This is a genomic window from Mesorhizobium sp. M0139 (assembly GCF_040322455.1).
Taxonomy (GTDB): Bacteria; Pseudomonadota; Alphaproteobacteria; order Rhizobiales; family Rhizobiaceae; genus Mesorhizobium.
This window is the reverse complement of sequence record NZ_JAMYTN010000002.1, coordinates 26,979-45,163: the sequence shown is the minus strand read 5'-3', so window position 1 is coordinate 45,163 and position 18,185 is coordinate 26,979. Positions and strand designations below refer to the sequence as shown.

The 18,185-nt window shown below is 62.2% G+C and carries 20 protein-coding genes; 15 read left to right on the top strand and 5 right to left on the bottom strand.

What is annotated here, in order from left to right:
• Positions 1–7 precede the first annotated feature (7 nt).
• The 4 genes from NKJ58_RS02655 to NKJ58_RS02640 all read right to left on the bottom strand — a co-directional run bounded on the left by NKJ58_RS02655 (position 8) and on the right by NKJ58_RS02640 (position 3,010).
• A complete protein-coding gene (locus NKJ58_RS02655) occupies positions 8–436 on the bottom strand; it encodes an HIT family protein (RefSeq protein WP_023684683.1) in 429 nt (142 codons plus the stop codon).
• A 96-nt stretch (positions 437–532) separates the two neighbouring features.
• Positions 533–1,747 (bottom strand): GNAT family N-acetyltransferase, encoded by a 1,215-nt coding sequence (locus NKJ58_RS02650; protein ID WP_352852767.1) that lies wholly within the window; start codon positions 1,745–1,747, stop codon positions 533–535.
• Positions 1,748–1,802: 55 nt separating this feature from the next.
• The gene (locus tag NKJ58_RS02645; protein ID WP_352852766.1) at positions 1,803–2,531 is read right to left on the bottom strand and encodes a glycerophosphodiester phosphodiesterase; all 729 of its coding nucleotides are present in this window, start codon (positions 2,529–2,531) and stop codon (positions 1,803–1,805) included.
• Between the two features lie 14 nt (positions 2,532–2,545).
• A complete protein-coding gene (locus NKJ58_RS02640) occupies positions 2,546–3,010 on the bottom strand; it encodes a RidA family protein (protein WP_023684686.1) in 465 nt (154 codons plus the stop codon).
• Between the two features lie 138 nt (positions 3,011–3,148).
• Between NKJ58_RS02640 and NKJ58_RS02635 the strand changes: the two genes are divergently transcribed.
• From NKJ58_RS02635 to tsf, 5 genes are all read left to right on the top strand, one after another.
• Positions 3,149–3,979, top strand: coding sequence for a cell envelope integrity EipB family protein (locus tag NKJ58_RS02635; RefSeq protein WP_023684687.1), 831 nt, complete (start codon positions 3,149–3,151; stop codon positions 3,977–3,979).
• Between the two features lie 44 nt (positions 3,980–4,023).
• Positions 4,024–4,302, top strand: a complete 279-nt coding sequence (locus tag NKJ58_RS02630; protein ID WP_023671020.1) for a DUF4031 domain-containing protein — start codon at positions 4,024–4,026, stop codon at positions 4,300–4,302.
• The gene (locus NKJ58_RS02625; protein ID WP_023706228.1) at positions 4,299–4,910 is read left to right on the top strand and encodes a LysE family translocator; all 612 of its coding nucleotides are present in this window, start codon (positions 4,299–4,301) and stop codon (positions 4,908–4,910) included. The genes NKJ58_RS02630 and NKJ58_RS02625 overlap by 4 nt, the downstream gene beginning before the upstream one ends.
• A 177-nt stretch (positions 4,911–5,087) precedes the next feature.
• Positions 5,088–5,876, top strand: a complete 789-nt coding sequence (gene rpsB / locus NKJ58_RS02620) for a 30S ribosomal protein S2 (protein WP_023671022.1) — start codon at positions 5,088–5,090, stop codon at positions 5,874–5,876.
• 108 nt (positions 5,877–5,984) lie between these two features.
• Entirely contained in the window at positions 5,985–6,905 is a 921-nt protein-coding gene (gene tsf / locus NKJ58_RS02615) for a translation elongation factor Ts (RefSeq protein ID WP_352852765.1), read from the top strand.
• Between the two features lie 33 nt (positions 6,906–6,938).
• Here the strand turns inward: tsf and NKJ58_RS02610 are convergent, their stop codons facing one another.
• Entirely contained in the window at positions 6,939–7,865 is a 927-nt protein-coding gene (locus tag NKJ58_RS02610) for a LysR family transcriptional regulator (protein WP_352758278.1), read from the bottom strand.
• A gap of 99 nt (positions 7,866–7,964) precedes the next feature.
• Here NKJ58_RS02610 and NKJ58_RS02605 point away from each other — a divergent pair, with 99 nt between their 5' ends.
• From NKJ58_RS02605 to fabZ, 10 genes are all read left to right on the top strand, one after another.
• On the top strand, positions 7,965–8,492 hold the full coding sequence (locus tag NKJ58_RS02605; RefSeq protein WP_352462297.1) for a nuclear transport factor 2 family protein: 528 nt from the start codon (positions 7,965–7,967) through the stop codon (positions 8,490–8,492).
• Between the two features lie 35 nt (positions 8,493–8,527).
• On the top strand, positions 8,528–9,637 hold the full coding sequence (locus tag NKJ58_RS02600) for an aldo/keto reductase (RefSeq protein WP_352852764.1): 1,110 nt from the start codon (positions 8,528–8,530) through the stop codon (positions 9,635–9,637).
• 150 nt (positions 9,638–9,787) lie between these two features.
• Positions 9,788–10,510 (top strand): UMP kinase, encoded by a 723-nt coding sequence (gene pyrH, locus NKJ58_RS02595; protein WP_023671026.1) that lies wholly within the window; start codon positions 9,788–9,790, stop codon positions 10,508–10,510.
• Between the two features lie 101 nt (positions 10,511–10,611).
• Positions 10,612–11,166 (top strand): ribosome recycling factor, encoded by a 555-nt coding sequence (gene frr / locus NKJ58_RS02590; protein WP_023671027.1) that lies wholly within the window; start codon positions 10,612–10,614, stop codon positions 11,164–11,166.
• A 31-nt stretch (positions 11,167–11,197) separates the two neighbouring features.
• Positions 11,198–11,920 carry an isoprenyl transferase gene (locus NKJ58_RS02585; RefSeq protein ID WP_023748403.1) on the top strand — a complete coding sequence of 241 codons (723 nt, stop codon included), beginning with the start codon at positions 11,198–11,200 and terminating at the stop codon, positions 11,918–11,920.
• Positions 11,921–11,931: 11 nt separating this feature from the next.
• The gene (locus NKJ58_RS02580; protein ID WP_023696555.1) at positions 11,932–12,747 is read left to right on the top strand and encodes a phosphatidate cytidylyltransferase; all 816 of its coding nucleotides are present in this window, start codon (positions 11,932–11,934) and stop codon (positions 12,745–12,747) included.
• A 103-nt stretch (positions 12,748–12,850) separates the two neighbouring features.
• Entirely contained in the window at positions 12,851–13,993 is a 1,143-nt protein-coding gene (rseP, locus tag NKJ58_RS02575) for an RIP metalloprotease RseP (RefSeq protein WP_023754870.1), read from the top strand.
• A gap of 217 nt (positions 13,994–14,210) precedes the next feature.
• Positions 14,211–16,592 carry an outer membrane protein assembly factor BamA gene (gene bamA / locus NKJ58_RS02570; RefSeq protein WP_352758276.1) on the top strand — a complete coding sequence of 794 codons (2,382 nt, stop codon included), beginning with the start codon at positions 14,211–14,213 and terminating at the stop codon, positions 16,590–16,592.
• Positions 16,593–16,669: 77 nt separating this feature from the next.
• Positions 16,670–17,728, top strand: coding sequence for a UDP-3-O-(3-hydroxymyristoyl)glucosamine N-acyltransferase (gene lpxD / locus NKJ58_RS02565; protein ID WP_352758275.1), 1,059 nt, complete (start codon positions 16,670–16,672; stop codon positions 17,726–17,728).
• A 1-nt stretch (position 17,729) separates the two neighbouring features.
• Positions 17,730–18,182, top strand: a complete 453-nt coding sequence (fabZ, locus tag NKJ58_RS02560; RefSeq protein ID WP_023671033.1) for a 3-hydroxyacyl-ACP dehydratase FabZ — start codon at positions 17,730–17,732, stop codon at positions 18,180–18,182.
• Positions 18,183–18,185 lie beyond the last annotated feature (3 nt).

Here is an 18,185-nt window from a genome sequence, read left to right as displayed (position 1 = left end):
CGCCACCTCAACCGTTCAGCGCTGCTCGGATCTTCGCCGCGTTCTCCGTCAGCACTTCGGGCTTCTCCATCTGCCCCGTATGCGGCTTGAGCGCGATGCCTTCGAACCGCGGGATGACATGGACATGTAGGTGGTAGACGGTCTGGCCGGACGCCGGTTCGTTGAACTGCAGGATGGTGACCCCGTCAGCGCCGAAAGCCTTTTTGACCGCCAGCGCGACCGTTTGGACCGTGGTGAACAGCCGGCCGAGCGTCGCGGGATCGGCATCGAGCAGATTGCGCGACGGTGCTTTGGGCACCACCAGCGTGTGACCGGGGCCTTGCGGCATCACATCCATGAAGGCGACCACGGCATCATCCTCGTAGATGCGGTGCGAGGGGATTTCGCCGCGCAGGATCTTTGCGAAGATATTGCTGGGGTCGTAGGCCTCGGTCATGGCGGCGCTCCGGGAGTATGCTCCCGGTGTAGCGAAGCTGTCCTGGACCGGCAAGATGGTCAGGTAAGATGGTCAGGCGAGGGCAGGCGCGGATCGCTATTCCTCAAGATCCTTGCGGAACGGCGTATGCTCTTCCAGAATTTCGCCCATCCGCTCGACCTCGCGCCGCTCACGCCGGAGATAATCGGCCACAGCATTGCGCAGGCCGGGATGTGCGATGTAGTGCGCCGAATGCATGGTCACGGGACGATAGCCGCGCGCCAGTTTGTGCTCACCCTGCGCGCCGGCCTCGATCACCTTCAGCTTGCGCTCGATGGCGAAGTCGATGGCCTGATGGTAGCAGACTTCGAAATGCAGGAACGGGTGGTCCTCGATGCAGCCCCAATTGCGGCCGTAGAGCGCATCGGAGCCGATGAAGTTGATGGCGCCGGCGACATAGCGGCCATTGCGCTTGGCCATGACCAACAGGATGTCCTGGGACATGCGCGCCCCGATCAGCGAGAAGAACTTGCGGTTGAGATAGGGCCGGCCCCATTTGCGGCTGCCGGTATCCATGTAGAAGGCGAAGAAATCGTCCCAGGCCTTTTCGGACAGGTCCTTGCCGGTGAGCCGGTCGATCGAGATATCGTTGGCGAGCGCCTCGCGCCGCTCCTTCTTCATCGCCTTGCGCTTGCGCGATGCCAGCGTGGCGAGGAAATCGTCATAGGTCGAAAAGCCTTCGTTGAAGAAGTGGAACTGCTGGTCGGTGCGGTGCAGGAAGCCGGCTGCTTCCAGCGTTGCAACGTCGCTTTCACTGGCGAAGGTGACATGCGCGGACGACACGCCGAGCTTTTCCGTCACCGCCTTCAGGCCCGCTGCGAGACCGGCCTTCACAATGGCGCTGTCCTCGCCTTTGCTGACCAGCAGGCGAGGGCCGGTGACCGGAGAGAACGGCACGGCGCATTGCAGTTTCGGATAGTAGTTGCCGCCGGCGCGTTCGAACGCATCGGACCAGCCGTGGTCGAAGACATATTCGCCCTGGCTGTGCGATTTGAGATAGCAGGGCACGGCGCCCAGCAATCTGCCTTGGGCATTTTCCAGTCTGAGATGATGACCTTGCCAGCCGGTACGCCGCACAGCGCAGCCGGAATCTTCAAGCGCGCTCAGAAAAGCATATGAAACGAGAGGGTTATAGCCATTTTCTGTGTCGCTGCGGGTTGTGCCGGTAAAGCCGTTCCACTCGTCGCAGGTGAAGGCATTGATGCCGGCGGCAACGCGGATGGAAAACTCCGCATTCGCCGTTTGCCCGTCACCTTCATCACCCTGATCCATGGGGCTTATTTAAGCTCTGTCGGGGCCGCTACAAGTCACGTTTCAGGCACTTCCATCAGGCGACATTGACCAGATCGGGTTCGAACCCTTCGAACGTCATCTGGTCGGCGTATTTGAAGGTGAGATCCACCGCCGGCTGGTCATGCACCGTCCAGGTGATGACAGGCATTTTAAGCCTTTCGCGCACGAAGCTGACGAACGGGTTCGGCAGATCGCCCGCGGCATAGGAGGTGAAGGCGAGGCCATGCGCCAGCATGGCGAAATGCGCCTCGATCAACTGGTTGTCCTGGCCATAGGCCGTGAGCCCGCCCGGAATTCCTGGCGCATCCCTGGGGAAATCGCGGACCAGCCAGTGGTCGAACGACATGATCGCCGCCTTGCCCTTGTAGCGCTCCAGCATCTTGCCGACGCTCGCCACCAGGCCCTCGTCGTAGCCGGGCACACCCTTCAATTCGACCACCAAAGGCACGCGGCCGTCGACCAGGTCGAGCACCTCCTGAAGTGTCGGCACATGGTCCTTGGTGCCGCCGATCCTGAGCGCCGCCAGTTCCGCTGCCGTGCGCTGCCAGACGAAGCCGTCCTGGCCGGTCAACCGCCTGAGATCGCCGTCATGAATGATGACGGGGACGCGGTCGGACGACAAATGCACGTCGCATTCGATCGCATAGCCGCGCTCGGCGGCAGCAGCGAAGGCCGACAGCGTGTTTTCCCAGCGCGTCTTGTTCATGTCGTGAAAGCCGCGATGCGCCACCGGGCGGGCGGTCAGCCAGGAAAGGTCGGTCATTGTCTTGGTCCTGCTCATGCGACCTCGAAGACGGCTTCGATTTCCACTGCGGCATTAAGCGGCAGACAGGCGGTGCCGACGGCGGAGCGGGCATGCTTGCCGCGCTCGCCAAGGGCTGCGACCAGGAAATCGGAGGCGCCGTTGGCGACCAGATGCTGCTCGACGAAATCCGGCACTGATGCAACAAAGACGGTGATCTTGACCAGCCGCTGGATTTTTTCGAGATCGCCAAGTGCTGCTTTTGCCTGGGCCAAGACATTGATTGCGCAGTACTTTGCGCCTTCCTTGCCGGTTGCGGTATCGACGTCGCGGCCGAGCAGGCCGCTTGCCTGCAGCTTGCCGTCCTTGAGCGGCAACTGCCCGGCGGTGAACAAAAGATTGCCGGACCTGCAATAGGGCACATAGTTCGCGGCGGGCGCTGCGGCGGCAGGTATCGTCACGCCGAGATCGCTTAGCCGCTTTTCGATTGTTTCACTCATCGTATTTCCCTATTGCTTGGAGACGCCGCGCTGGCCGGGCCGAAATTGCTATTTTTGCCTCGCTTCCGCCACGACTTTTTTTAAGCTGGACCATCTTTACCTGCGGCCTGCCATCAGCTGCGACGATCGGAGCCCCTTATGCGCGCAACGCGCCTTGCCTTCCACGCCGTTCTCGTTCCGGTGCTGTTCTCGATGGCTCCAGCCTTTGCCGTGCCGGCGCTGCAGGCGCATCGCGCCGTCTACGATCTTACCCTCGACAAGGCGTCGGACCGCTCGGGCATCACCGGCATTTCCGGCCGCATGGTCTATGAGTTCAACGGCTCGCCCTGCGAGGGCTATACGGTAAAATTCCGTTTCGTCACCCAGATCGCCACCGGCGACAACACCAGGCTGACCGACCAGCAGACGACCACGTTCGAGGACGCCGAAGGCAAGACCTTCTCGTTCGTGACCAAATCCTTCGTCGACCAGAACCTAGACAAGGAGGTCAAGGGCACCGCCACGAAAGAGACCAAGGGCCTCAAGGTCGACATCGACAAGCCCGAGAAGAGCAGCCTGGAACTCGCCGCCACCCAGTTCCCGACCCAGCATCTGGTCGAACTGATCGGCAAGGCCGAGAAGGGCGAGAATTTCTACGAAACCAGCCTGTTCGACGGTTCGGAGGATGCCAACAAGGTGATGACCACCACCGTCATCGTCGGCAAGAAGGCCGAGGGCGACAAGGCCGACCCCGAAGCGCCGGCGCTGGCCAAGCTTGCCGGCGACAAATACTGGCCGGTCGACATCGCCTATTTCGACGAGACCGACAAATCGGGCGAAGAGGTGCCGGAATACCGCATCAGCTTCAAGCTGCACGAGAACGGCATCACCCGCGACCTCACAATGGACTATGGTGAGTTCTCGATGACCGGAAAGCTGGTCAACCTGTCGCTGTTCGATCAGACCAAGCCTTGCCCGGTCTCGAAATAGCAACAATGCGGCGCTGGCCACGGCAGGCTTGATGGCAGTTCCCGATGGCGGTCTATGTCGATGCGGCGATCTGGAAATGGGCCGGCCATCGCTGGTGCCACCTGATGGCCGACGATACGGACGAACTGCATCGTTTCGCCGCCGAGCTTGGTGTCAAGCGTTCGTCCTACCAGGGGCCGCCCAGGACATCGGCGCCGCACTATGACATAACCGGCTTCGAGCGCGACCGGGCGGTGCGGCTCGGCGCCATCGAATGCAGCCGCGAGGAGATCGTTGCGATCTTCAGGCGCGTACGGGTACCCAACGGAAAGGGCCGATCGTGACCCTAACGGCATTCCTGGCTTATTGCCTTGCCATCACACTTGCCGCCGCCACGCCGGGACCGGCGATGTTCACGGTGATCACCAACGGCGTGGCACGCGGCTTCCTGCGTGCGTTCGTCGCCGGAATGGGCATTGCCGCCGGCGATGCCGTGCTGGTCACCCTGGCACTGCTCGGGCTGGTGGCGCTGGCCCAGACCTTCGAATGGGTGTTTCTCCTGTTGAAATACGCCGGTGCGGCCTACCTGATTTTCCTCGGCATCAAGATGTGGCGGGCCGCGGCCGCGCAATCGGCCGCGCAAGGAATCCCCCAAACCGGATTGTCGCGGTCGTTCCTGCTTGGCGCCTCCGTGGCGCTCGGCAACCCGAAGGCGATCCTGTTCCACGCCTCGATCATGCCGCTGATCCTCAACCTCGACACCATGACGTTTGCCGACGGCCTGCTGGTGGTGGCAGTCGTCGTCGGCGCCAATATTCTCACCATTGGCATCTACGCCGCGCTGGCGGGCAGGGCATCCGGCTGGCTCAGGACGCCCGAACGCATGCGGCTGATTAACCGGTTCGCCGGCAGCGCCATGATCGGCACCGGAGCGCTGATTGCCGCACGCTGAGCGATGAAGCACCTCACCGCTTGCGTTTGCAGCGCTTCCCCTCTATATGCGCGCTCATTCCACACACGGACTTTGGTGTCTGCCCGGGAGAAATCCGGCTGAAACCTCCGGTGGCGTTCGAGGACAAAGTCCAAAAATGCCTGTGTCCGTGGAGGCTAACCGGAAAAGGAACTAAGAATGGCACTGCCTGATTTCAGCATGCGCCAGCTTTTGGAAGCTGGCATTCACTTCGGCCACCAGACCCACCGCTGGAACCCGAAGATGGCGCCTTACATCTACGGCGCCCGCAACAACATCCACATCATCGACCTGTCGCAGACGGTGCCTTTGCTGCACCAGGCTCTGAAGCAGGTTTCCGACACCGTTGCCAAGGGCGGCCGCGTGCTGTTCGTCGGCACCAAGCGCCAAGCGTCCGACATCGTCGCCGACGCCGCACAGCGTTCGGCCCAATACTATGTCAACTCGCGTTGGCTCGGCGGCATGCTGACCAACTGGAAGACGATCTCGAATTCGATCCAGCGCCTGCGCAAGCTCGACGAGATGCTGGCCGGCGAAGCCCAGGGCCTGACCAAGAAGGAACGCCTGAACCTCGACCGCGAGCGCGAGAAGCTCGACAAGGCGCTCGGCGGTATCAAGGACATGGGCTCGACGCCCGACCTGATGTTCGTCATCGACACCAACAAGGAAGCGATCGCCATTCTCGAGGCCAAGCGCCTCGGCATTCCGGTCGTTGCCATCATCGATTCGAACTGCGATCCGGACAAGATCGACTTCCCGATCCCCGGTAATGACGACGCGGCGCGCGCCATCCAGCTCTATTGCGACCTGATCGCCAAGGCTGCCATCGACGGCATCGCCCGCCAGCAGGGCGCGCTCGGCGTCGACATCGGCGCCTCGGTCGAAGCTCCGGTCGAACCGGCGCTTGATCCGGCTCCGGCCCCGGCTGCGGACGCTCCGGAAGCTTGACAATCGAAGGCCGGTTGCGGCCTTCATCATTCTCATATTTGGCACGCTAGACGGACGCATCACCGAGTACCGGTGGTGCGTCGGTGCATTTAAAACAAAGAGGCGACAATGAGCATTTCGGCTGCACAGGTCAAAGAACTCCGCGACTTGACCGGCGCGGGCATGATGGACTGCAAGGCGGCGTTGACCGAGACCAACGGCAACATCGAAGAGGCCGTCGACTGGCTGCGCAAGAAGGGCATTTCCAAGGCCGACAAGAAGGCTGGCCGTACTGCCGCCGAAGGCCTGATCGGCGTCGACTCCGGCGTCCGCGAGGCCGCCATCGTCGAGGTTAACTCCGAGACCGATTTCGTGGCCCGCAACGAGCAGTTCCAGGAGATCGTTCGCAATGTCGCCAAGGTCGCGCTTGCTTATGGCACGACGGAGGCTGTCTCTGCCGCAAAGTATCCGGGTTCGAACAAGTCGGTCACTGACACCATCAAGGACGCCGTTGGCACCATTGGCGAGAACATGAGCTTCCGCCGTTCGGCCAAGCTCACCGTCCCGCACGGTGCTGTCGCAACCTACGTCCACAATGCGGTTGCCGATGGTCTTGGCAAGCTCGGCGTTCTGGTCGCGATCGAGACGACGGGCAATGAGCATGCCGCCAACGCCTTTGGCCGCCAGGTCGCCATGCATGTCGCCGCCACCAACCCGCTGGCGTTGACCGCCGAGCAGATCGATCCGGCAGCGGTCGAGCGCGAGAAGGCGATCTTCGCCGACCAGGCGCGCCAGTCCGGCAAGCCGGAAGCGATCATCGAAAAGATGGTCGAAGGCCGCCTGCGCAAGTTCTACGAGGAAGTCGTGCTCCTCAAGCAGGCCTTCGTGCTCAATCCCGACATCACTGTCGAGCAGGTGCTGAAGGATGCCGAGAAGGACATCGGCGCTCCGGCCAAGATCTCCGCCTATCTGCGCTTTGCGCTGGGCGAAGGCATCGAAAAGGAAGAGACCGATTTCGCGGCGGAAGTCGCGGCGGCGGTGAAGAAGTAGTTTTAAAAATAGCCCCGAAAAGGGCTTCTCAGCTCAGGCAACTCGGCCGGGTGTCCGCAAGGATGCTCGGCCGATTTCTTGTGCGGTGTCGATGAAGGCCCTGAGCTTTGGCGCCGTCGACGCCCTGCGCGGGAAGTAAAGGAAGAGGCCGGGCTCCTCGATCGCCGTTTGCGGCAGGATCTGAACGAGGCGGCCGGCGGCCAATTCCGCGCGCACCAGCGGCTCGAACACATAGGTCAGCCCGACGCCGGCAAGCGCAAGGTCGATCGCGGCCAGCGAATCGGTGACGATGACCGTACCCTTCGTCTCGGCCACGACATCCTTGCCGTCCTCAGTCAGGTCCCAGCGATAGAGTGCGCCGGAGCGCACAAGCCGGTAGCCGACGCAATTGTGGTCCGAAAGATCCGTCACACCGCGCGGACGGCCATGCCGGCCGACATAGGCGGGGGAGGCGACGATCACGGCGTTGAATGGCGGCGTCAGCCGGACCGTGACCATGTCCTGTGCGATCATCTCGCCCAGCCGGATGCCGGCATCAAAACCCTCGCCGACAATGTCCACCAGCCCCTGGTCGGTGAGCAATTCGATGGTCACATCAGGATAGCGTTCAGCCATCGCGGCGACCACGGGAGTGACGGCAAGTGGAACGGCGATGTTGGGAACGTTCAACCTGAGCAAGCCGGAGGGCCGGCCCTTGATGGCGCGGATGCGGTCCATCCGGTCGGCGATATCCTGGAGGGCAGGGGCCGCCGTGTCCACCAGCGCCTTGCCGGCTTCCGTCAGCGAGACGCTGCGCGTGGTGCGCGCAAACAGCGGCTGGCCGATCCGCTCCTCCACGAGGCGCACCGCATGGCTGACGGCGGATGGGGACATGCCCAGGTCGGCCGCAGCAAGCGCAAAGCCGCCGCGTCGGGCAACGGCGACGATGACAGGCAAATGACTGAGCAGATCCCGGTCCATTCATGCATGATATCGCATAGTCCTTGCGAACACTTCAATCTTTTCCATGCCGACAGGCTGACCCATATTGTCGTCACCGATGCACAAAGGAGAAAAGACATGAATGCCTTGAAACACGCTACCTTCGCCGCAGGCCTTGCTCTGGCGCCGGTCGATGCCGGCGGCGCCGAGCTGTCCGATTGGCGCGCGCTCGCCGACGAACGCGCCGTGATCCGCATCGCCGATGCCATCGACCGTGCCGTGGATGCACAGGACTGGAAGCTTGCCCGCTCCTATTTCGCCGACCGTGTCACCGTCGACTTCAGCAGCCTGTCAGGACAGCCTGCCGCCACCATCCCCTCCGACGATCTGATCGGTACCTGGGCCGGCAACCTCGGGGGCAGCAAGACCAGCCTGCATCTGCGCACCAATCACCAGGTGATCTTTGAGGCGGACGCGGCGACCGTCTCTTCGAACGGCTATGCCTGGAACCGGATGGAAGGCAATGGCGACCCGCTGTGGGAAGTCTGGGGCACCTACGAGCACCATCTGGTTCGCTCCGGGACCGGCTGGAAAGTCGACGGCTTCATTTTCCGCGCCACGCATGAGCGCGGCAATCCCTGGGTCAAGATGACGCCTGGCCAGTGAGCCGGCGTCAATAAAGTCAGGATAGGAAAAACACCATGACCATGAGCTATTACACACTGGGCAACAGCGGCCTGCGCGTCAGCCGGCTGGCACTGGGCACCATGACCTTTGGCACCGAATGGGGTTGGGGCGCGGAGAGGGAAACCGCGCGCGCCATGGTCGACGCCTATGTCGAGGCCGGCGGCAATTTCTTCGACACCGCCGACCTCTACACCGGCGGCACAGCCGAAACCTGGCTCGGCGAATTCATCGCCGAGCGAGGCTTGCGCGACAAAGCGGTGATCGCCACGAAATTCACCTTCAACGCGGAGCCCGGCAATCCGAACGCCGGCGGCAATGGCCGCAAGAACATCTTGCGCGCCGTGGACGCTTCCCTGAAGCGGTTGGGCACTGATTATATCGACCTCTACCTCCTGCATGTCTGGGACGGGCTGACGCCGGCCGAGGAGGTCATGCGCACGATGGATGATCTCGTGCGTGCGGGCAAAATTCGCCATGTCGGCCTGTCCGATGTGCCGGCCTGGTATGCTGCCCGCGCGCAGACGATCGCCGAGTGGCGCGGCTACGAGCCGGTGTCGGCCCTGCAGCTTGAATATTCGCTGGCGGAGCGTTCGATCGAAAATGAGTTCGTGCCCTTCGGCACCCGCCATGGCGCAGGAATCATGGTGTGGAGCCCGCTGGCCAGCGGGCTGCTCAGCGGCAAGTACCGGCCGGCGCAGGACGGCCATGTCGGCCGGCTCGACGGCTTTCGCAACACCACTCATCCGGGGTTCCAGAAGTTCACCGAGCGCAACTGGGCGATCGTGGCGGAACTCGAAAAAGTGGCCGCCGAACTCGGACACAGCATGGCGCAGGTCGCGCTCAACTGGGTGGCAACGCAACCGGGCATCGCCACCGTGATTCTTGGCGCCACCAAGCTGGCGCAGTTGCAGGACAATCTGGCGGCGTTGGATTTCACGTTACCCGCCGAGCTTCGCGCGCGGCTGGATACGGTCAGCAAGACACCGCCGCCATTCCCGTACGCCTATTTCGGGTCCGACATACAAGCCCGGGTTACCGGCGGCGCCGTGACCGGCGACAAGCCGTTGGGTTATGCGCCGCCGCGGCTGGTCGAGGGCGCCGCCGTCAGCATCCCCCGCCAATGACGGGCCGCGCCGGGATGGGGGAATTGGGCGTGGGGCGCGGCGTTACATCGCGGCGCCCTTCGTGTATCGGAACTCGGCATCGCGCCAGCGGCGGCGCCCGCGCGAGGGCGGCCTGCCCAGGCTGCCACACGCAACAATGACGAGGTCCAGATGACGGCAAAGCCCCTCTATCGACGTGTCCTGCTGAAAGCGTCGGGCGAAGCGTTGATGGGCGAGCAGCATTTCGGCATCGATGTCTCGGTGGTCGACCGAATCGCCGCCGACATCGCCGAAGCCCGCGCACTTGGCATCGAGGTCGGCGTCGTCATTGGCGGCGGCAATATCTTTCGCGGCGTGGCGGTGGCATCCAAGGGCGGCGACCGCGTCACCGGCGACCACATGGGCATGCTGGCCACCGTCATCAACTCGCTGGCGCTGCGCACCTCGCTGAACAAGATCGGCGTCGATGCCGTCGTGCTGTCGGCCATCGCCATGCCCGAACTTTGCGAGAGTTTTTCCCAGCGCCAGGCCACCGCCTATATGAACCAGGGCAAGGTCGTCATTTTCGCCGGCGGCACCGGCAATCCGTTCTTCACCACCGATTCGGCCGCGGCCTTGCGCGCCGCCGAGATCGGCGCCGACGCGTTGTTCAAGGGCACCCAGGTCGACGGCGTCTATTCGGCCGATCCCAAGAAGGATCCGAATGCGACCCGCTTCGAGCGCATCAGCCATGCCGAAGTCATCAACAAGGGCCTTTCGATCATGGATACCGCCGCAATTGCACTTGCGCGCGAAAACAACATCCCGATAATCGTCTATTCGATCCACGAAAAAGGTGGTTTCGGCGATATTCTGCGGGGCGGCGGCCGTTGCACGATCGTCGCCGACGAGTGACCCGGAGTATACTCTCCTAAAAAGGGGATCAGTTTTCGAAAGCGGGTCCGAATATAGGCCCTAAGCACTGAACCCGGATCAAACGGGTCGAGGAGACTAAGATGAGTGGTGAGTTCGACGACCTCAAGCGGCGCATGGATGGCGCGATCGCCGCCTTCAAGCACGATCTGGCTTCGCTGCGCACCGGCCGTGCCTCCAGCAATCTGCTCGACGCCATCCAGGTCCAGGCCTACGGCACCACCATGCCCATCAACCAGGTGGCGAACGTGTCGGTGCCGGAGCCGCGCATGATCTCGGTTTCGGTATGGGACAAGTCGATGGTCGGCGCGGTCGACCGTGCCATCAGAGAATCCAATCTCGGCTTCAATCCGATCGTCGACGGCACCAATCTCAGAATTCCGCTGCCCGAGCTCAACGAGCAGCGCCGCAAGGAACTGGTCAAGATTTCGCATGGCTACGCCGAGAACGCCCGCGTTGCGGTGCGCCATGTCCGTCGCGACGGCATGGACTTCTTGAAGAAGGCGGAAAAGGACGGCGACATCAGCGAGGACGATCAGCGCAAGCGCTCCGATCAGGTCCAGAAGCTGACCGACGAAACGATCAGCACCATCGATCACCTGCTTTCCGATAAGGAAGCTGAAATCATGCAGGTCTAGGGTCGGCCCACACCGGCCCGAAAGCGAGACAATGGCAACGCCCGCGCATGTCGCGATCATCATGGATGGAAACGGACGCTGGGCCAAGGCGCGCGGCATGCCGCGGCTTGCCGGCCATCGCGCCGGCGTCGAAGCGCTGCGCAAGACGGTGCGCGCCGCGCCCGGTCTCGGCATTTCCTTCCTGACCGTCTACGCCTTTTCGTCGGAAAACTGGTCGCGGCCCAAGGCCGAAGTCAGCGACCTGATGGGGCTTTTGAAGCTGTTCATCCGTCGCGATCTGGCCGAACTGCACCAGAACGGCGTGCGCGTCAGGATCATCGGTGACAGGGCGGGGCTGCAGCCGGACATCAGGGGCCTGCTCGAAGAGGCCGAATCGCTGACTGCGCGCAATGAATCGCTGACCTTGGTCATCGCCTTCAACTATGGCGGGCGCGACGAGATCGTGCGCACGGCACGCAAGCTCGCAGCCGCAGTGGCGCGCGGCGAGATCGACGCAGAGGCGATCACGGCAGACACTTTTGCCGGCGCCCTCGACACCGCAGGCATTCCCGATCCGGAGCTGGTCATCCGCACCAGTGGCGAGCTTCGGCTGTCGAACTTCCTTCTGTGGCAGGCAGCCTACAGCGAACTGGTTTTTCTGCCTTGCTACTGGCCTGACTTCAGCCGCGAACACCTGGCCGACGCATTGCGCGATTTTGCTGGCCGCGAGCGCCGTTTTGGCGGGCTTGCCGCTCAAGATGTCGCTGCCTCGTGATCGGCGGCGGGATGAACAATCTTCAGCTTCGCATCGTCTCGGCGCTGGTGCTGGCCGCAATAGCGCTTGGCCTGACCTGGTTGGGAGGGCTGTGGTTCCGCCTGCTTTGCGCCGGGATATCGGCGGTCATCTTCTATGAATGGGCGCGCATGTCGCGCCCCTTGGCCGGTGCGACCCTCGGCTTCATTCCCGAAGCGCTGCTTCTGGTTTTCGTCGTCGCCCTGGTTGCAGGCGTGCCGGCATCGTGGCTTCTGTCTCTTGTCCTGGCCATGGTTGTGGTCGCTGCTGTCGGCGCCCGTATGCGTGGAGCGGCGCAATGGGATGCAGCCGGTCTTGCCTACGCGGCTTTGTCCGGCTTATCGCTGGCGCTGCTGCGCGGCGGCGACCATCCCGGCCTGGTCGCAATCCTGTTTCTGTTCGCCGTGGTCTGGGCGACCGACATCTTCGCCTATTTCGTCGGCCGCTCCGTCGGTGGGCCCAAGCTCGCGCCATCTATTTCCCCCGGCAAGACGCAGAGCGGCGCGCTTGGCGGCGCTGTCGGCGGCGTGGCCGCCGGCGTGCTTCTGGCTGCCGCCGCCGGGGCCGGCAATCTTGGCGTCCTCGCCTTGGTTGCGCTGGTGCTGTCGATTGTTGCCCAGGCTGGCGATCTCTTCGAATCCTGGGTCAAGCGCCGCCACGGCCGCAAGGATTCAAGCGCGTTGATACCCGGGCATGGCGGTGTCATGGACAGGGTGGACGGGCTTGTCGCGGCGGCTTTTGCCCTATACGTGATCGGCTGGATTTCGGCGGGCGCCGATCATCCGGCGCAGGGGCTGTTTCCGGCTTGAGTGATATTTCACGGCGAAGAAATGGCGCACGCCACGGATTCGCCTGGATTGATGTCACAGTCGCGGCGACACCTTTTGCCGCGGGTGAATTTGAGGGCATGACTTGAACGAAATTCTTCACGCGTTTTTCAGCACGGAAGGCTTTGTCCTCGGCACGCTGGTGCCGTTTCTGTTCGTGCTGACCGTGGTCGTCTTCATTCACGAAATGGGCCATTACCTGGTCGGCCGCTGGTGCGGCATTGGCGTGAAGGCCTTTTCGATCGGCTTCGGCCCCGAACTTCTCGGCTTCAACGACAGCCACGGCACGCGCTGGAAGCTCTGCGCCATACCGCTCGGCGGTTATGTCAAATTCGTCGGCGACATGAGCGCCACGTCGAGCCAGCCGAGTTCGGAAGATCTGGAAACGCTGACTGACGCTGAACGCAAGGTCGCCTTCCACACGCAACCCATCTGGAAACGCGCCGCCACGGTGGTGGCCGGACCGCTGTTCAACTTCCTTTTGACCATTGCCGTCTTTGCCGTGCTGTTTTCCCTCTATGGCCGCCCTGTGTTTGAGCCGATGGTGGCGGCGGTCACCGCCGGCAGTCCAGCCGAAAGGGCCGGCATTTTGCCAGGCGACCGATTCGTCGCCGTCGACGGCAGCAAGGTTGAGACCTTCGCCGACGTCCAACGCCTGGTCTCAGGCCGCGGCGGCGACGCTATCAGCTTCACCATGTTGCGCGACGGCAAGGAGGTCACCGTCGTCGCGACGCCGGAGCCGATGGAGCAGCTGGACGCGCTGGGCAACAAGGTCAAGGTGGCCGTCATCGGCGTCGTCAACAACAAGGATGTCGGCCAGCCCAGGCTGATCACCTACAGCCCTGTCGGAGCAGTCGGCGCCGCGGTCGAGGAGACGGGGCACGTCATTCAGCGCACCGGCCAGTTCCTGCAGCGATTCGTCGTCGGCCGCGAAGACAAATGCCAGCTGGGCGGCCCCATCAAGATCGCCAAGATGTCGGGGCAGGCGGCAAAGCTGGGCTTCCTGTGGCTGGTGCAACTCGTCGCCGGGCTGTCGGTCGGGATCGGAATTCTGAACCTTTTGCCGATTCCCCCCCTCGACGGCGGCCACCTCCTGTTCTACGCACTCGAAGCCGTTTTCCGGCGTCCGGTATCGGAGCGGATGATGGAAATGGGATACCGGGCCGGCCTCTTTCTGGTGCTGGGATTTATGGGCTTCGTCTTCTGGAACGATCTGTTTGGGTGCTGAAATCATGAAGAAATTTGGCTTCAGCACCGGCAATGTTGAGACGCCGTTTACCATGCACGGGGGTATGCGTGACGCGAAAGCCACGCATCAGGGTTAAGTAATTACAAATTAACCAGAAGCCTTGCGTGTAGGGAAAATCCGGTTAATACGGTAGGAGAAATTACCGCACGTCCGGTTTTCTCGCCGTGGGGACTTCGAGAAAAGGTACAAAAGCCCGATGAAGGCAGCATCCAAATTTTTGAGCGCCGCGTCCGCGGTGGCTATGTCCGCCGCTCTGGTTGTACCAGGTGCGCTCGCCGTGCAGTTCGTTGCCACATCTGCGGCGCAGGCAGCCGTTGTCTCGAGAGTCGAGGTCAGCGGCAACCAGCGTGTCGACGCCGACACCATCCGCAACTACATCACGATCAAGCCGGGCAAGGCGTTTTCCAGCGCCGATATCGACGATGCGGTCAAGGCGCTGTTCGGCACCGGGCTGTTCTCGGACGTGCAGATCAATCAGGTCGGTTCGACGCTGGTGGTCAAGGTTGCCGAATATCAGGTCGTCAACCAGGTTCTGTTCCAGGGCAACAAGAAGCTCAAGGACAATGCGCTGGCAGTCGCCGTGCAGTTGAAGCCGCGCGGGACGTTCTCGCAGGCAACGCTGGACTCCGATGTCGAGGCGGTGAAGGCTGCCTACAGGCGGATTGGCCGCGATGACGCCACTGTCACGACGCAGATCATGGATCTCGGCGACAACCGGGTGAACGTGGTCTTCAACATCAACGAAGGCGGCCGCACCAAGATCGCCGCCGTCAATTTCGTCGGCAACAGCGCCTATTCGAGCCGCCGCCTGTCTGACGTCATCGCCACCAAGCGCTCGAGCTTCCTGTCTTTCGTGCTGCGTGACGACGTCTATGACGAGGACAAGCTGCGCGCCGACCAGGAATCGCTGCGCCGCTTCTACTACAATCACGGCTATGCCGACTTCCAGGTGGTCTCAGCTGTCGGCGAGCTCGACGACACGACCAACCAGTACACCGTTACCATCACCGTCCAGGAAGGCGACCGCTATACGTTCGGCGACGTCAGCGTCGAGAGCACCATTCCCGAAGTCGACTCGAAGGCGCTGGAATCGGTGGTTCAGACCCACAAGGGCGACGTCTACAACGCCAAGGATGTCGAGGACACCATCATCGCGCTGACCGAAAAGGTCGCGGGTTCGGGCTATGCCTTCGCCCAGGTGACGCCGCGCGGCGATCGCAACTTCGAGAACCACACCATTTCGGTCGTCTATACGATCGACCAAGGCACCAAGGCCTATATCGAGCGCATCGAAATCCGCGGCAACGACCGCACGCGCGACTATGTCATTCGTCGCGAATTCGATGTCAGCGAAGGCGACGCCTTCAACCAGGTACTTATCCAGCGCGCGAAGAAGCGGCTGGAAGCGCTGGATTATTTTGAGAAAGTCGACATCTCGACTGTTCCCGGTTCCGAGCCTGACCAGGTCGTGCTCGTGGTTGACGTGGTTGAGAAATCGACCGGCGAGTTCTCTGTCGGCGCAGGTTATTCGACCGGTGGCGACACTGCCGGTCCGTCTGTCGAAGGTTCGGTCGCGGAGCGCAACTTCCTCGGTCGCGGCCAGTACATCAAGGTTTCGGCGGGTGGCGGCAAGAATTCGCGCGACTACAGCCTGTCTTTCACCGAGCCATATTTCCTCGGGCGCCGTATCGCCGCCGGCTTCGACATCTTCCAGCAGACCCGAAATTATTCGGACTACGAGAGCGAGACGCTGGGTGCGACCGTTCGCTTCGGCCTGCCGATCACCGACAATATCTCGACGCAGCTAGCGTACAATATCGCGCAGGAAAAGTATAAGTTCGACAAAGACTGCGATAAGAACGGAAACGGCGTAATCGACCCCGGCCCTCCGCTGGAATGTGATGTCTCAAAGGCAATACAGGAAGGCGTTGAAGACAGCCCATGGCTCAAGTCCTCAGTCAGCCTTGGACTGGTCTACAACACCATCGACGACATGAAGAGCCCGCATGAAGGCATCTACGCCACCACGACTGTGGAAGTGGCCGGTCTTGGTGGCGATGCCAAATTCGTCAAGGTTACTGGTCGCGGCACTGTCTATCAGACCCTGTCAGAACAGCTGGATCTGGTCGGCCTGATCTCGGGCGGAGCCGGCCATATCGCGGGCTATGGAGATAATGGCCTGCGCATCTTCGATCAGTTCAAGAGCAGCGACCGCATGATCCGCGGCTTCGAGTATGGCGGTATCGGCCCTGTGGATACTGCAACGGGTGATCACCTCGGCGGTACCACCTATTTCAATGCGTCGGCGGAAGCTCAGTTCCCGATACCGGTCATTCCGGAAAGCTTTGGCGTGCGCGGTGCTGTGTTTGCTGATGCTGCAACGCTTTACGGCAGCAAGATCGACACCGCCGGCGTCACTCAGGCCTCGGTTGATATGAAGCTGCGCGCCTCGGTTGGTGTCGGCTTGTTGTGGTCATCCCCCTTCGGCCCGATCCGCATTGACTATGCGATGCCCGTCAAGAAGGAAAAGACCGACGACGTGCAGGAATTCAACTTCGGCATGTCGAGCCGCTTCTGATCTTGCGGTAACGATGCTTCCGGGCCGTTGGGGTCCGGAAGAGAATTGATCCGACCTAGCTGGATATTGCTTCTGGAATGACCGATCCGGTGTTCTTCGCGCCATCACGCCGGTATACGGCCGGCGAAGTCGCGAATCTGACCGGCGCATCGCTTGTCGATTCCGATCTTGCCCACATATCGATCGATGCGTTGGCGCCAGCGAACGAAGGCGGCGAGGGTGCGCTCGTCTTCGTCGACGGCAAGCGCAATTTCGCGCTGATGCAGTCGCTCAAGGCGGCGGCCGTGTTTTGTCCCGCCGAGTTCGCCGGCAAGGCGCCGGCCGGCATTGCGGTTCTGGTGCATCCGCGCCCGCAGCAGGCCTTCGCCATGATCGGCCGGCTGCTGTTCCCGACGGCGGCTACGCCGGGACCGATGACCAGCGAAACCGGGGTCTCGCCGCAAGCTCATGTCGATGCCTCGGCGCATATCGAGGCAGGCGCAATCATCGAAGCCGGAGCCGTCGTCGGCCCGCGTGCTTCCATCGGCAGCGGAACGGTCATTGCCCCCCACGCCGTTATCGGCCCCTCCTGCCAGATCGGCCGTGACGGCTACATCGGGCCGGGTGTCAGTGTTCAATATGCGCTGATCGGCAACCGCGTCATCATTCATGGCGGCGCCAGGATCGGCCAGGACGGTTTCGGCTTTGTCGGCGGCGCCAAAGGGCCCGAGCGTGTGCCGCAGGTCGGCCGCGTCATCATTCAGGACGATGTCGAAATCGGCTCGAACACGACCGTCGATCGCGGCGCCATGTCGGATACCGTCATCGGTCAGGGGACCAAGATCGACAATCTGGTGCAGATCGCCCATAACGTTCGCATCGGCCGCAATTGCATTATTGCCGGGCTCTCTGGTATTTCCGGCTCCGTCACCGTCGGCGACGGTGTCACCATGGGGGGCGGCGTTGGCCTTGCCGATCATTTGACCATCGGATCAGGGGCCAAGCTTGCTGCAAGAAGCGGGTTCATGAGCAACGTGCCGGCGGGCGAGATCTGGGGAGGCTATCCGGCGCAGCCGATGGCGGAAGCCATGCGCGAGATCGCCATGCTGAGGAAGCTTGCCAGGACGCGCAAGCAGGGCGAAGGGGGAAGTAGCTGAGATGGTGCCGGCGACGCTCGAAGCTGTCGATATACTGGGGTTGATGAAGCTTTTGCCGCATCGCTATCCCTTCCTGATGATCGACCGCATCATCGATATCGACGGCAATGATTCTGCCATCGGCATCAAGAACGTGACCATCAATGAGCCGCATTTCCAGGGCCATTTCCCGGATCAGCCGGTGATGCCGGGCGTGCTCATCGTCGAGGCCATGGCGCAGACCGCCGGGGCGATCTGCATCCGTAACCTCAACACGGAAAAGCCGTCGCTGGTCTATTTCCTGACCATCGATAATGCGAAATTCCGCAAACCGGTCGTCCCGGGCGACCAGTTGAAAATCCACGTCAAGAAAATCAAGATGCGCGGCAACCTGCTCAAATTCGCCTGCGAGGCCATGGTGGAGGGCACAAAGGCCGCCGAAGCCGAGATCTCGGCAATGATGGTTACCGGCTGACGG

Coding starts and splice junctions, on each gene's coding strand:
- NKJ58_RS02610 (WP_352758278.1), bottom strand. CDS start 7,865: ATGGACCGGGATCTGCTCAGTCATTTGCCTGTCATCGTCGCCGTTGCC.
- pyrH (WP_023671026.1), top strand. CDS start 9,788: ATGACGGCAAAGCCCCTCTATCGACGTGTCCTGCTGAAAGCGTCGGGC.
- NKJ58_RS02585 (WP_023748403.1), top strand. CDS start 11,198: ATGGCAACGCCCGCGCATGTCGCGATCATCATGGATGGAAACGGACGC.
- fabZ (WP_023671033.1), top strand. CDS start 17,730: ATGGTGCCGGCGACGCTCGAAGCTGTCGATATACTGGGGTTGATGAAG.
- NKJ58_RS02600 (WP_352852764.1), top strand. CDS start 8,528: ATGACCATGAGCTATTACACACTGGGCAACAGCGGCCTGCGCGTCAGC.
- bamA (WP_352758276.1), top strand. CDS start 14,211: ATGAAGGCAGCATCCAAATTTTTGAGCGCCGCGTCCGCGGTGGCTATG.
- NKJ58_RS02580 (WP_023696555.1), top strand. CDS start 11,932: ATGAACAATCTTCAGCTTCGCATCGTCTCGGCGCTGGTGCTGGCCGCA.
- rpsB (WP_023671022.1), top strand. CDS start 5,088: ATGGCACTGCCTGATTTCAGCATGCGCCAGCTTTTGGAAGCTGGCATT.
- lpxD (WP_352758275.1), top strand. CDS start 16,670: ATGACCGATCCGGTGTTCTTCGCGCCATCACGCCGGTATACGGCCGGC.
- NKJ58_RS02630 (WP_023671020.1), top strand. CDS start 4,024: ATGGCGGTCTATGTCGATGCGGCGATCTGGAAATGGGCCGGCCATCGC.
- frr (WP_023671027.1), top strand. CDS start 10,612: ATGAGTGGTGAGTTCGACGACCTCAAGCGGCGCATGGATGGCGCGATC.
- NKJ58_RS02650 (WP_352852767.1), bottom strand. CDS start 1,747: ATGGATCAGGGTGATGAAGGTGACGGGCAAACGGCGAATGCGGAGTTT.
- tsf (WP_352852765.1), top strand. CDS start 5,985: ATGAGCATTTCGGCTGCACAGGTCAAAGAACTCCGCGACTTGACCGGC.
- NKJ58_RS02640 (WP_023684686.1), bottom strand. CDS start 3,010: ATGAGTGAAACAATCGAAAAGCGGCTAAGCGATCTCGGCGTGACGATA.
- NKJ58_RS02655 (WP_023684683.1), bottom strand. CDS start 436: ATGACCGAGGCCTACGACCCCAGCAATATCTTCGCAAAGATCCTGCGC.
- NKJ58_RS02605 (WP_352462297.1), top strand. CDS start 7,965: ATGAATGCCTTGAAACACGCTACCTTCGCCGCAGGCCTTGCTCTGGCG.
- NKJ58_RS02635 (WP_023684687.1), top strand. CDS start 3,149: ATGCGCGCAACGCGCCTTGCCTTCCACGCCGTTCTCGTTCCGGTGCTG.
- NKJ58_RS02645 (WP_352852766.1), bottom strand. CDS start 2,531: ATGACCGACCTTTCCTGGCTGACCGCCCGCCCGGTGGCGCATCGCGGC.